Annotated in this window: 12 protein-coding genes; 8 read left to right on the top strand and 4 right to left on the bottom strand. The window is 62.3% G+C overall.

Features of this window, described 5'->3' with window-relative positions; genetic code table 11:
- Window positions 1-23 precede the first annotated feature (23 nt).
- From FJ428_RS05420 to FJ428_RS05395, 6 genes are all read left to right on the top strand, one after another.
- Complete coding sequence (locus FJ428_RS05420) at window positions 24-668, top strand: alpha/beta family hydrolase (RefSeq protein ID WP_140565353.1); 645 nt, start codon at window positions 24-26, stop codon at window positions 666-668.
- 7 nt (window positions 669-675) lie between these two features.
- Window positions 676-1,446 carry an exodeoxyribonuclease III gene (locus FJ428_RS05415; RefSeq protein WP_140622913.1) on the top strand — a complete coding sequence of 257 codons (771 nt, stop codon included), beginning with the start codon at window positions 676-678 and terminating at the stop codon, window positions 1,444-1,446.
- Between the two features lie 243 nt (window positions 1,447-1,689).
- The gene (locus FJ428_RS05410) at window positions 1,690-3,111 is read left to right on the top strand and encodes a hypothetical protein (RefSeq protein ID WP_140671033.1); all 1,422 of its coding nucleotides are present in this window, start codon (window positions 1,690-1,692) and stop codon (window positions 3,109-3,111) included.
- Window positions 3,108-3,929, top strand: coding sequence for a hypothetical protein (locus FJ428_RS05405; RefSeq protein ID WP_140499048.1), 822 nt, complete (start codon window positions 3,108-3,110; stop codon window positions 3,927-3,929). Before FJ428_RS05410 ends, FJ428_RS05405 begins: the two co-directional genes overlap by 4 nt.
- Window positions 3,926-4,957, top strand: a complete 1,032-nt coding sequence (locus tag FJ428_RS05400; protein WP_140499046.1) for a hypothetical protein — start codon at window positions 3,926-3,928, stop codon at window positions 4,955-4,957. Before FJ428_RS05405 ends, FJ428_RS05400 begins: the two co-directional genes overlap by 4 nt.
- A gap of 33 nt (window positions 4,958-4,990) precedes the next feature.
- A complete protein-coding gene (locus FJ428_RS05395) occupies window positions 4,991-5,953 on the top strand; it encodes a hypothetical protein (RefSeq protein ID WP_181167220.1) in 963 nt (320 codons plus the stop codon).
- A 151-nt stretch (window positions 5,954-6,104) separates the two neighbouring features.
- Here the strand turns inward: FJ428_RS05395 and FJ428_RS05390 are convergent, their stop codons facing one another.
- Together FJ428_RS05390 and yghU are read right to left on the bottom strand one after the other, a co-directional pair.
- Entirely contained in the window at window positions 6,105-6,845 is a 741-nt protein-coding gene (locus tag FJ428_RS05390) for a sulfotransferase family protein (protein ID WP_140499042.1), read from the bottom strand.
- Window positions 6,846-7,200: 355 nt separating this feature from the next.
- Entirely contained in the window at window positions 7,201-8,067 is an 867-nt protein-coding gene (yghU, locus tag FJ428_RS05385; protein WP_140879042.1) for a glutathione-dependent disulfide-bond oxidoreductase, read from the bottom strand.
- A gap of 237 nt (window positions 8,068-8,304) precedes the next feature.
- On the opposite strand from yghU, the gene FJ428_RS05380 reads away from it, so the two are divergent.
- A complete protein-coding gene (locus FJ428_RS05380) occupies window positions 8,305-9,210 on the top strand; it encodes a S1C family serine protease (protein WP_140663648.1) in 906 nt (301 codons plus the stop codon).
- Between the two features lie 36 nt (window positions 9,211-9,246).
- Here the strand turns inward: FJ428_RS05380 and FJ428_RS05375 are convergent, their stop codons facing one another.
- On the bottom strand, window positions 9,247-9,507 hold the full coding sequence (locus FJ428_RS05375; RefSeq protein WP_140879041.1) for a hypothetical protein: 261 nt from the start codon (window positions 9,505-9,507) through the stop codon (window positions 9,247-9,249).
- A gap of 288 nt (window positions 9,508-9,795) precedes the next feature.
- Between FJ428_RS05375 and FJ428_RS05370 the strand changes: the two genes are divergently transcribed.
- Window positions 9,796-11,418, top strand: a complete 1,623-nt coding sequence (locus FJ428_RS05370; protein WP_140499032.1) for an ABC-F family ATP-binding cassette domain-containing protein — start codon at window positions 9,796-9,798, stop codon at window positions 11,416-11,418.
- A 36-nt stretch (window positions 11,419-11,454) separates the two neighbouring features.
- Here the strand turns inward: FJ428_RS05370 and gcvA are convergent, their stop codons facing one another.
- Window positions 11,455-12,339: a transcriptional regulator GcvA gene (gene gcvA / locus FJ428_RS05365; RefSeq protein WP_140499030.1), complete on the bottom strand. Its 885-nt coding sequence runs from the start codon at window positions 12,337-12,339 to the stop codon at window positions 11,455-11,457.
- Window positions 12,340-12,416: the final 77 nt, after the last annotated feature.

Raw genomic sequence — 12,416 nt, 5'->3', positions numbered from 1 at the left:
CCGAGCCACGGGAGCCCTATTCCATGACCACCTTCCTCTTCGACGGCGACGACACAGCTCCCGTCACCATCCTGCTCGCGCATGGCGCCGGCGCGTCGATGGATTCTCCTTCGATGACCGCCACCGCCAAGGCGCTGGCGGCAGTAGGCTTTCAGGTCGCGCGGTTCGAGTTCCACTATATGGCGTCCCGCCGCTATGGCCACCGCAAGCCGCCGCCGCGCGCCGAGACAGTGAACCCGGAATACATCAAGGCGATCGCCGACCTCAGGGCGAGGGGCGTGACCGGGACGTTGATCATCGGCGGCAAATCGATGGGCGGTCGCGTCGCCTCGATGGTGGCGGACGAGATGTTTGCCAGGGGCGAAATCTCGGGCCTGCTTTGCCTCGGCTATCCCTTCCACCCGCCCGGCAAGCCCGAGCAGTTGCGGACCAAGCATCTGGCCGGGTTGACGATACCGACGCTGATCTTCCAGGGCACGCGCGACGAGTTCGGCACGCCCGACGAGGTTGCCGGCTATGGGCTCTCCGACAGCATCGAGATCGTATGGTTGGAGGATGGCGATCACGATCTGAAGCCGCGCAAGAGCATCTCAGGGTTTTCGACCGCCGATCATCTGAAGACGCTGGCCGAAACGGTGAAGGCTTGGACGGGCAAGCTCGTCTCTTGACCCGCCGATGAAAATCGCCTCCTTCAACATCAATAACGTCAACAGCCGACTGAAGAATCTGCTGACCTGGCTGGCGGCGGCAAGACCCGATGTCGTCTGCCTGCAGGAGTTGAAGGCGCGCGATATGCAGTTTCCGCGCACTGCCCTGGCCGATGCCGGCTACGGCGCGGTGTGGAAGGGGGAGCCGACCTGGAACGGCGTCGCCATACTGGCGCGGGGCGCCGAGCCGGTGCTGACGCGCGATGTGCTGCCCGGCGACGATGCCGACAGGCAGAGCCGCTACATCGAGGCGGCGGTGAACGGAATCGTCATCGGCTGCCTGTACGCGCCGAACGGCAACCCGCAGCCGGGGCCGAAATTCCAGTACAAGCTCGCCTGGCATGACAGGTTCGCCGCGCATGCGGCACAACTGCTCGACACCGGTCTGCCGGTGGTGCTGGCGGGCGACTACAACATCGTGCCCGAGCCGCGCGATATCTATGCCACGCGCTCCTACGACGATAACGCGCTGGTACAGCCGGAAAGCCGGGCAGCCTTTGCCGCGCTCATCGAGCAAGGCTGGACGGACGCACTGCGCAAGGTCTACCCCAAAGAGACGCTCTACACCTTCTGGGATTACCGGCGGAACCGCTGGCCGCGCGATGCGGGCTTGCGGCTCGACCATATCCTCCTGTCGAAGAAGCTCGCCCGCAAGCTCAAGGCTGCCGGCATCGACCGCGACGTGCGCGGTGAGGACGGCGCCAGCGACCACGCGCCGGTGTGGGTGGAGTTGCGGTGAGGGGCGGCGTTTGACGAAGCAGAATGCCCGCTCTCTTTTTCTCCGCCCTTCGGCGACAGCGACCATACAGTATACGGCGCAGAGTAAAATACGGCTCCCTAGCAGTAGACAGTCATTCTGATGGAATTGCCGTGCTTTTGCGTCCGCAAAAGCTCCACTTTCGATTGGGCGAAACTCGTTGAAGAATCCGAAGCTTACCGCTAGCCTCGGTACGGGTGGTCGGAAGAGTGTACGTGGGGTGGAATGTTCGGGTCACTGGAAAAGCTCAAGCAACGGCTGTTGCGGCCGCCGCATGCCTATAGGCCGACGACAGAGTCATTCCCCGACATTGACGTCCAGCGCATTGCAACAGATATGCGGCTTGCGGAGAAAGGCGAGAAGCGGGGCAGGGAGAATCTGCCTCAAAGCGACGACCTACCTTACGATGCCGTTGAAAACGATGTCATCGAATTGGTCGGAGCCGCCCAGAAACAATCCCACGATCATCTTGAGAACCAACTTGCGGGGTTCAGGCAGCGTCTCATCGACCTCGACTTTGAATCGCGCTTTGCCAATATAAAAGCGGCATCCACGGCTGGTCTCTCCGACTTGAAAGCCGAATTGCAGATGGGGATCGATGATCTGCATGGGCTGCGGCGCGATCTGAAGGAGGCAGAGTCCTGGCATCGTGATTTCAAGGATCAGAACGGGCTTCGCCGGCCCTGCAAGAAGACCACCGCCATCGGTACGACGTTGAAATGGCTCTTTGTGGTGGCGCTGGTGATGGCAGAGCTCGTCATCAATGGCGAACTGCTTGCAAAGCGAAACGAGCTCGGGCTGGTCGGCGGCATCGTCGAGGCGCTGATCTTCGCGATTCTCAATGTCGGCGTCGCGCTGATGTTCGCCCTCTATGGCGTGCGCGAGATCGCGCATCGCTCGATTTTCCGTAAGTTTGTCGGCATTCTCGCCATCGCGGCCTATATCGGCGCAGCGATTGCCATCAATCTTGGTCTGGCGCATTACCGCGAGGTTGCCGGAACGATCGCGACCAATGGCGACGAGGTGATGCGACGCTTGCTAAGCGCGCCATTCGCGCTGAACGAATTTCGCTCCTGGATACTCTTCTTCCTCGGTGTGATGTTTTCACTCTTTGCCCTGATCGATGGGCTCAGCATGCGTGACACTTATCCAGGCTACGCCACGGTTGATCACCGGCTTGACGAGGCGCGGGCAAATTATCGAAACAAGCGGCAAGGCCTGATCGGCGAGCTTTCCGATGTTCGCAGTGGTTATGAGGACGAACTCGCCGATGCGCGCGCCGACCTCAGCAAGCAGCGGACAGAACACGATGCGATCGTGGCCCATCGCTCTCGGTTGGTTGGGCTGTTCGACGCCCACCAAGCTCAGCTTGAACGTGCGGCAAACAGCCTGTTCCGAATCTACAGGGACGCCAATATCGCTGTACGCACGACACCCGCGCCGGAGCGCTTTTCGCGGCCATACCAACTCGGCCGCATCGGCGTCCAGTATTTCCGCGACGGGGAATGGAACAGCGACGAATTGCAAGCTTCCATCAAGGATGCGCAAGGCGACCTCGACAAGATGCTGGTCGCCCTGGGTGAACAGTTCGAGGCTGCGTTGAAGCAGTATCGCGAACTGGATGTGCTGGTGCCTGAAGCCCAATGAGCGGTCGACGGTCCCGGCGCTCGCCTTCCAACCTTGTCAACTGGGGCTGGATTATTCTATTCGCGCTCGGCCTCATTGCCGCCGCGATAGGCTTTACCTACGTCTATGTCTCGGCGCGCTCGCAACTCGTCGAACTTGACGATCGGCTTTGCCCGGTCGTCGGAGCTGCGTCGCAAACCATCATCCTGATCGATACCACGGATGCAATCGCTGACGTCACCAAACTGAACATCCAGACCCTGCTGCGCGATACCGCCTCCGGCATCCAGCGCGGTGGCTTGCTCGAGATCAGGGCCCTTACATCAGCGGTACCCTATACGAAAGAACTCTTCTCGCTGTGCAACCCCGGCAATGGCGGCGACCTCAGTGCTTTCACCGGCAATGCGGCGCTGGCGCGAGAGCGTTGGCAAGCGGGATTCGGCCAGCCGCTGCTGGTTGCGCTTGAAAAAGCGGTCGAGGCAAACAAGGCCGACAGCTCGCCGATCATGGCCGGCATTCAGTCGATAGCCGTCAGCCATCTGGTCGCCCAGAAAACGCGTGCGGTCCCCTCGCGGCTGATTGTCGTTTCGGACATGTTCGAGAATACCGAATTCTTCTCTCACTACCGCGGCGCCACAGATTTCGATGCCTTCAAAAAGTCGCCCGCGGCAAACCGCTTCGCTACGGATCTCGCTGGCAGCGATGTGTCGATCTGGCTCATACGCCGGGCGAAGTCGCCCGTCGACAGCGTCGCGTTGATGGCATTCTGGCAGCAGTGGATTGATTACAATCACGGCGTTTTCAGCTCTGCCAAGTCGTTGCAAGGAGTTGAAGGGTGAGGCGGCCGCGCGTGGCCAGCCGGCAGTTGGACGCTGCGGCGCCACTGGTCTTTATCGTTTTTACCGGCCTGGGCGCCGCCTACATAGTCGTGGCCAAATCGCTTTCCGTGTCGGCATTCGTCGTTACCTTCGTGCCGATCGCGCTGATGATGGGCTACGCGGCGATGATCATGATCGCGCGCGGGCTCCGGCTGCGCGACGACCAAACCGGGGACAACTTCTACTATATGGGCTTCATCTTCACGCTCACCAGCCTCGCCGTTTCGCTTTACCAGTATGGAGGCGGTGGCGCAGTCGACGAGATCGTGCGCAATTTCGGCATCGCGGTTGCCTCCACCATCGCCGGCATTGCATTTCGCATCGTCTTCAATCAGCTCCGACGCGACCCCATGGAAGTGGAACGCGTGTCACGTCTCGAGCTCGCAGAAGCATCCCGCAAGGTGCGCCGGGAACTCGATGGCATCCTGAGCGAGATGAACCATTTCCAACGCTCCAACCAGCAGATGCTGCAAGAGGGCTATCACGAGATACGAACGCAAGTGGAAACCTCGGCGAAATCCCTGGTCCAGTCTCTGGACCTGCTCGCCAAGGAAGCTTCCGAGCACATCAGGGCATCCTCGCTGGCGATGCAGAGCGGAATAGACACCAAGGAGCTGCGGGGCGGCATCGACCAGACAGCCAAGGCAGTTCACGATATCAACGCCATCCTGACCAGCGCCAGCACGCAGATTGCGACCGCGACACAGATGATGGCCGACAAGCTCGCTGGCATGTCGACACCCGACAAGGTCATCGAGGTTCGGCTGGAGCCGGTCGTGGCCGGTTTGCAGCGGGCGATCGAAACCGCCATGAGCGATTTCTCTTCCCGTCTTGGCGATGTGGCGGAGCTTCGGCGCGGGCTGGAACAGTCCACGGCGGAAGCGCTTCGGGCCAGCGATGTGCTCGACAAACTTGCGGCGACATTTGAGGGTTATGATCGAGCGCCGACGCGGCAGGGTCTATTCAGACGGCTCTGGCGTGGCGGCTAAAGCGCGTTGCATGGTCAGTGTGGGACGATGTCGATGAAGATGCCTTCCTCGCTTATCGCCGAAGGGGAACGCGGCCATCGCCGAGGCGTGGTGCTTGGGCTCACAATGGCCGAGCTTCTCCTCCTTCTGCTTTTCTGCCTCCTTCTGGTCTCGGCCAGCATCGCACAGCGAAAAGATGAGAGGATCGCCGAGCTGCAGGCCTCCGCGAACCTGGACATCACGGTGGGCCAGCTTGCCGACATGCGTGCCGAACTGGCGCGCCTGCAGGCGCTGTTTCCAAAAGCGGCGCTTCCTTTGCCGCCAGCCAACTGGACCGAGCTCGTTGCGGCCAAAGCGGTGATCGACGGGCTTACGGAAAAGGGCATCGATGCCGCGCCGACGTCAGATCCGACGCTGCGGAAATTGCTGCTCGAAATCAGCGAAGCCAAAGCCGCCGACCCCCGTCTGCTGGACCGACTTGAAAAGACGCTCTCGGCCTCCAACGACAGGAGCGCGGACGCTGAATCGTCGATGCAGTGGCCGCCGATGATAACGTTGAGCGACGACGGCTATACATTTGAACGTGGCAGCGCTGCTCTCACCGACGCGTTCCGGGCTCGTTTGCAGACCAAGGTCACGGACGACGTTCTGTCTTTGCTGACACGCTACAAAGTCGATGTCGTCGAGATCGTCGGTCACACGGATGAGCAGAAAATCAATCCGGCCAAGCCGTCCAACCTCGATGCGGTTGCGATCTCGGCGATGAACGGAGCCAGCGCTATCAGCGATTTGACCCCGGCCGACAATGCGGGGCTGGGGCTCTCGCGCGCTATCGCGGTAGCGAACGCGCTGATCCAGACGGGACGGCTGGGCAGTGTGAAGATCATTCCGTTGTCAGCGGCACAGCTCGTAATGCCGGGAGACATTATCGCCGACGGCAGCCACGTTGGCGATGTTCGGGAACGCCGGCGTATCGAGATTCGGGTACGACGGTCCTCGGACGGCGGCACCAATTAACGCGGTGATCGCGCGATTCAGCCTGCTTGGCGGTATCGACAACGACGCCCTTGTTTTGACCGCAGCGCTTTTTCGCAATCGCGTGGCCTGGATCGCAAAGCCTTCGTCGCTTCGCTCCCGCTGCACCGAGGGATCGACGAACGGCGCCCAACTACCCCAGCCACCACCATAGCGCCGCGATCACCGCGATAACGGCCGCCACGCTTAGCGCCAGCATGATGTAGGAGCCCTTGATGATGTCGGCGATGATCTTCTTGATGGCCTCGCGGTCGTTGAGATTGGGGAAGGGCTCGTTCGGTTGCGCCACGTCGAGGAAGTGGCAGAGCGGGGCCCAGCCTTCGCTGACCTTGAACACCAGCAGCTTTTCCGGCGGCACCGCCGCCTTCACTTCCTCGACATATGCGTTGTAGCGCTCCACGGCCTTGGCGCGGTTGCCCATGACGCCGGCTAGCGTGCGGCCCCAGATCAGCCTGCGTGACATGTCGCCGAATTTCCGGCCGAACGGCGTCAGCCATTCCAGGATCTTGAACTGCCAGACATTCTCGGTGAAGTAGATCGTGTCGATGGTGCTCTCGTACCAGGCTTCCGCGCCGCGCGGGTGCAAGGTGAGCAGCACCTTGGCGTCGGGATAGGCGGCCATCAGTTCGCGCCACACGCAGCAGCCTGGATTGTCGACCGTCGCCTTGTAATTGCCGAATACCCGGCTCCAGTCCTGCTGCGTGCCGGGCGGGCTGTTGGCCACCTTGCGCCAGAAATCGAGATGGCCCTTGTTGGCCTTGTTCAGGATCACTTCCTGCATGTGGTAGCAGGGCAGGCCGAGCCTGTTCAGCGCGACGAAGGTCGACCATGTACCGGTGCGCCCGAAGCCGGCCCCGATCAGCGTGAGCGTCATTTGTTCCCCCGACCAAACCAAGGCCGCGTGCTCGCGCCAAAAAAGGACGCCGCGGCAACCCTAGGCATGCCCTGCGCGACAAGGACGCCGCGCCGCAGGATCGATTTGCTCCCTTGCATCGATCTTCTGGCAACACGTTGCGCCCCGGCCGGCATTTGCGCAACAGATTTCTATGGGGCCTGTGTGAGAGGACCGCTGTTGACGTCGGACGATGATAGAAGAAGACGCATTGCCGTCTTGAACGGCGCGGAGCGGATCGGCGTGATGTCCACGCCTCCAGGTGAGACGTTGCCGTCATCGACGCTTTCGCAAAATCAAACGGAGGGCGGGCAGCGCCGCTGCCCGCCCTCGCAGCTCACTCAGCCGCGAGCTTGTCCTGCGTGTTCGTGTCGAAATCGCTGGCGTCGTGGCGTTCGTGCAGCTGCATCGCGGGTTCGCCGAAGGCGCGGTTGACCATGCGTCCGCGCTTGACCGCGGGGCGCTCGTCGATCGCCTTCGCCCACCGCTGCACGCTCTTGTAATCCTGCACCGAAAGGAACTCGCCGGAATCATTGTACATGCGGCCGAGCGCCAGTCCGCCATACCAGGGCCAGACCGCCATGTCGGCGATCGAGTAGCCGGCGCCGGAAAGATATTCGGTTTCGGCCAGGCGGCGGTCGAGCACGTCGAGCTGGCGCTTGGTTTCCATGGCAAAGCGGTCGATGGCGTATTCGATCTTGGTCGGCGCGTACGCATAGAAATGACCGAAGCCGCCGCCGAGATAAGGGGCAGAGCCCATCTGCCAGAACAGCCAGGACAGGGTCTCGGCGCGCGCCGGCTGGTCGGTCGGCAGGAACTCGCCGAACTTTTCGGCGAGATAGGTGAGGATCGAACCGGACTCGAAGACGCGGATGGGCGTGGCGCCGCTGCGGTCCATCAGTGCGGGGATCTTGGAGTTCGGATTGACCTCGACGAAGCCGCTGCCGAACTGGTCGCCATCGTTGATCCTGATCAGCCAGGCGTCGTATTCGGCGCCCTTGTGGCCAAGCGCCAGCAATTCCTCCAGCATGATCGTCACCTTGACGCCGTTGGGCGTCGCCAGCGAATAGAGCTGCAACGGGTGCTTGCCCACCGGCAGCACCTTGTCATGCGTCGGGCCGGCGATCGGGCGGTTGATGCTGGCGAAGGCGCCGCCGCTCGGCTTGTTCCAGGTCCATACTTTCGGCGGAGTGTATTCGGTCATCGCAGGGCCTCGTATTGTGGGGGAGAGACAGGTTGGAAACGGGACTGGGCAGTTGCACCTACAGCTAGGGCTGCAAACGGGAAAGTTCAACTTGCGTTGAACTATTGTCAATGACCATGCCGCTCATCTTCCCTTCGGGCTTCGAAAGGATGGAGGGGATGCCCCCAACCCCTTGCGCCTTGGTTCGCGTGCCATACCTATAGGAACGTGACCCCCAAGCCCGTCCAGGACAAGAGCATGCCCATCAATCCCAACAGACGCTCCGTCGTGGCGGTGCGCGCCACCATTCCAGACGATGCCTTCACTGCCGGGGCATTGGGCACGCTGCGCGAAGGCAGCGGCGTCGTTATCCGCGACAATGGGCTGGTGCTGACCATCGGCTATCTCATCACCGAGGCGGAAGAGGTGTGGCTTACGACCCATGACGGCCGCGTCGTGCCGGCGCATGCGCTGGCCTACGACCAGGAATCGGGCTTTGGCCTGGTCCAGGCGCTGGCGCCGCTTGGCCTGCCTGCGGTGGCGCTGGGCGACGCCGGCAGGGCCAGGATCGGGGATAGCGTGGTGCTCGCCGATGGCATCGGCCAGTCGGTTCAGGCCAGGATCGTCACCAAGCAGGAATTCGCCGGCTATTGGGAATACCTGCTCGAGGAAGCGATCTTCATCGCGCCGGCGCATCCTTCCTGGGGCGGCGCGGCGCTGTTCGATGCAAAGGGCGCGCTGCTCGGCGTCGGGTCGCTGCGCCTGCAGATGAGCCGCAACGGCGAGGTCGCCGATATCAACATGGTGGTGCCGATCGACCTGTTGCCGCCGATCCTCGACGATCTCCTGACGCGCGGCCAGGTGGCGCGGCCGCCACGGCCATGGCTCGGCGCCCTCTCGGCCGAAAGCGACGGCCGGGTGGTGGTGATGAGCGTGACCGAAGGCGGTCCGGCCGCCAAGGCGGGCCTGCGCGAGGGCGACGTCATCTCCGACATACGAGACGGCGCGGTCGACGGGCTGGCCGATTTCTATCGCAAGCTATGGGAGAGCGGTTCGGCCGGCGCCGAGATCCCGATGCGGGTCCTGCGCGACGGCCGTGAAACCTGGCTGCGCGTCAAATCCGCCGATCGCGACAGTTTCCTGAAGAAGCCGCAGTTGCAGTGAGCGCGTTACCTTCTCGGCAGCAGAGAAGGAAAGCCTTCAGCCCAGTCCGAAAAGAAAAGCCGCCGTCGCTTGCGCGAGGGCGGCTTTTCCCTGGGACGACGTCAGGAAAAAACGATCAAGGGATTCAAGATACCGTTCTATCTCCTTGTTCGGGCTTGAGAAGATCAAGCCGCGGCCTTGTGCTTCCTGACGGCGTGCTTGTGGCTGTGCTTGCGTACAGGCTTCTTCACATGCCTGCTGGCGTGCTTGCGATGCGACCGCATTGATGGCAAACGAAATGCCAAGCAGGGCACTCATCCATCCGGTCGGACGTCGTTGCATTTTCAGGACCATCCCTTTGCGTTGCGCCGCGAGCGGTTCCGGCCGCCGCGGGGGTGGTTATCGCAGCACCGCTTTTCTCCAGTTTTTCCCGGACGTTGAATCTTGTTCTAAAGTGTGTCTGGAGGGCGCTTCTCCCTCCTCCGCTGTGGGAAGACGTAAGAGCGCTGCGCCCGCTGCGGCGCTTCTGCCTCTTTCCCCGCCGCTGTCATTCGCGTATGGGCCGGGGCAACTCCCGCACCCTCACATCAGCCTCCCGGACCACTCATGATCAGACTTGAAAACATCGGCAAGCAGAACGGCCGTCAGCTTGTCTTCATCGAGGCGTCAGCCGCCTTGCAGAAAGGCGAAAAGGTCGGGCTCGTCGGCCCCAACGGCGCTGGCAAGACAACACTGTTTCGCATGATCACCGGGCAGGAACAGCCCGACGAGGGCCAGGTGCAGGTCGATCGCGGCGTCACGATCGGCTATTTCAGCCAGGATGTCGGCGATATGGACGGCCGTAGCGCGGTGGCCGAAGTGATGAACGGCGCCGGGCCGGTGAGCGAAGTGGCGGCCGAGATGGCGGCGCTGGAGGCGGCTATGGCTGATCCCGACCAGGCGGACCGGATGGACGAGATCATCGAACGCTATGGCGAGGCGCAGCACCGCTTCGAGGAACTCGACGGCTATGCGCTCGACGGCCGGGCGCGAGAAGTGCTCGACGGTCTCGGTTTCTCGCAGGAGATGATGGACGGTGACGTCGGAAAACTCTCCGGCGGCTGGAAGATGCGCGTGGCGCTGGCGCGCATTCTGCTGATGCGGCCCGACGCCATGCTGCTCGACGAGCCGAGCAACCATCTCGACCTGGAAAGCCTGATCTGGCTCGAGCAGTTCCTGAAGAATTATGACGGCGCGCTCCTGATGACCTCGCATGACCGCGAGTTCATGAACCGCATCGTCAACAAGGTGGTGGAGATCGATGGCGGTTCGCTCACCGCCTATTCCGGCAATTACGAATTCTACCAGCAGCAGCGCGCGATCGCGGACAAGCAGCAGCAGGCGCAGTTCGAGCGCCAGCAGGCGATGCTGGCCAAGGAGATCGCCTTTATCGAACGGTTCAAGGCGCGCGCGTCGCATGCGGCCCAGGTGCAGAGCCGGGTGAAGAAGCTCGACAAGATCGATCGCGTCGAGCCGCCGAAGCGCCGCCAAACGGTGAATTTCGAGTTCCAGCCGGCGCCGCGCTGCGGCGAGGACGTCGTGACATTGAAGAACGTCCACAAGGCCTATGGCAGCCGTTCGATCTACGAAGGGCTCGACTTCCAGGTCCGCCGCCGCGAGCGCTGGTGCATCATGGGCGTCAATGGCGCGGGCAAGTCGACGTTGTTGAAGTTGGTGGCCGGAGCCTCAGATCCCGACCAGGGTTCGGTGGCGCGCGGGCCTAGCGTGAAAATGGGCTATTTCGCCCAGCATGCCATGGAACTGCTCGACGGCGAGCGCACCGTGTTCCAGACGCTGGAGGACAATTTTCCGCAGGCCGGCCAGGCGCCGCTTCGGGCGCTTGCCGGCTGCTTCGGTTTTTCCGGCGACGAGATCGAGAAGAAGTGCCGGGTGCTTTCGGGCGGCGAAAAGGCGCGGCTGGTGATGGCGCTGATGCTGTTCGACCCGCCCAACCTCCTGGTGCTGGACGAGCCGACCAACCATCTCGACATCGTCACCAAGCAGATGCTGATCGAGGCGCTGTCGCAGTATGAGGGCACCATGTTGTTCGTCTCGCACGACCGCCATTTCCTCGCGGCGCTGTCCAATCGCGTGCTGGAACTGACGCCGGATGGCATCCACACCTATGGCGGCGGCTACACCGAATATGTCGAGCGCACCGGGCAGGAGGCACCGGGGCTGAGGGGATAAGCACAGAGGCTACTCTCCGGAAGCGGCCGTGGAACGCTACGCCGTCATTTCCGAAAAGAGCCAATCGCGAAAAGCCTTCACCTTGCGCCGTCGGACCGCGTCCGGAGGGTAGACCAGGTAGAAGCTGGAAACCGATTTCAGCGCGTGGCCGAAAGGGCGGACAAGCCTTCCGGTGGCGAGGTCGGCCGCCACGAGCATGGTCCGGCCAAGTACCACGCCTTCACCTTGCACGGCCGATTCGACGGCGAAAGTGGCGGAATCGAAGGTAATCCCGCTCCGCGGATCCACGCCTTCCACTCCCGCGCTGGACAGCCAGGCCGCCCAGCCGATCGGGAAACCATCATGGATCAGCGTGTGGTGCCTGAGATCGTCGGGCTTCTCCAGCGGCCAGGCGCCCTGCATGAGCCTCGGGCTACACACTGGAAACACCTCCTCGCCAGTGAGGAATTCCGATGTGAGACCCGGATAGTTTCCGGCGCCATAGCGGATGGCGACGTCGATGCCGTCGCCAAGGAAATTGGTCAACCTGCCCGTCGTCGAAATCCTGACGTCGATGTCGCCATGCGCGCGATGAAAGCGATAGAGCCGCGGCACCAGCCATTTTCCCGCGAAGCCGTCGGAGGTGGAGACGTTCAATGTCGAGCCCGAATGGGCGGCCGTCGCCGATTGGGTGGCGGCCGCAAGCTGGTCGAGCATCTCGTGGACCGCCCTCGCATAGGGCTCGCCCACGGCGGTGAGGCGCACCGAGCGCGTCGCGCGCTCGAACAGAAGCACGCCGAGCTGTTCCTCAAGGTGCTTGATCGCCCGGCTGACGGCGCCGTGCGTGACGTTGAGCTCGTCGGCTGCCCTGGAGAAATTCAAATGCCGCGCGGCGGCCTCGAAGGCCGGCAGCGCGTTGAGTGGGGGAAGTCTGCGGATCATGGCCAATCTGTGAGATTTGATCACAAATCCTTGCCAAAGTTTGGATTGTCTGTCCAGCGCATGCTGGACAGAATGCT

Source organism: Mesorhizobium sp. B2-8-1 (assembly GCF_006440955.1).
Lineage (GTDB): Bacteria > Pseudomonadota > Alphaproteobacteria > Rhizobiales > Rhizobiaceae > Mesorhizobium.
The sequence above is the reverse complement of the archived record's forward strand: the minus strand, read 5'-3'. Positions and strand labels throughout refer to the sequence as shown.

Bases quoted from the DNA above. Each gene is read 5' to 3' on its own strand.
- FJ428_RS05420 (WP_140565353.1), top strand. From the start codon at position 24: ATGACCACCTTCCTCTTCGACGGCGACGACACAGCTCCCGTCACCATC.
- FJ428_RS05415 (WP_140622913.1), top strand. From the start codon at position 676: ATGAAAATCGCCTCCTTCAACATCAATAACGTCAACAGCCGACTGAAG.
- FJ428_RS05410 (WP_140671033.1), top strand. From the start codon at position 1,690: ATGTTCGGGTCACTGGAAAAGCTCAAGCAACGGCTGTTGCGGCCGCCG.
- FJ428_RS05405 (WP_140499048.1), top strand. From the start codon at position 3,108: ATGAGCGGTCGACGGTCCCGGCGCTCGCCTTCCAACCTTGTCAACTGG.
- FJ428_RS05395 (WP_181167220.1), top strand. From the start codon at position 4,991: ATGAAGATGCCTTCCTCGCTTATCGCCGAAGGGGAACGCGGCCATCGC.
- FJ428_RS05390 (WP_140499042.1), bottom strand. From the start codon at position 6,845: ATGACGCTCACGCTGATCGGGGCCGGCTTCGGGCGCACCGGTACATGG.
- yghU (WP_140879042.1), bottom strand. From the start codon at position 8,067: ATGACCGAATACACTCCGCCGAAAGTATGGACCTGGAACAAGCCGAGC.
- FJ428_RS05380 (WP_140663648.1), top strand. From the start codon at position 8,305: ATGCCCATCAATCCCAACAGACGCTCCGTCGTGGCGGTGCGCGCCACC.
- FJ428_RS05375 (WP_140879041.1), bottom strand. From the start codon at position 9,507: ATGAGTGCCCTGCTTGGCATTTCGTTTGCCATCAATGCGGTCGCATCG.
- FJ428_RS05370 (WP_140499032.1), top strand. From the start codon at position 9,796: ATGATCAGACTTGAAAACATCGGCAAGCAGAACGGCCGTCAGCTTGTC.
- gcvA (WP_140499030.1), bottom strand. From the start codon at position 12,339: ATGATCCGCAGACTTCCCCCACTCAACGCGCTGCCGGCCTTCGAGGCC.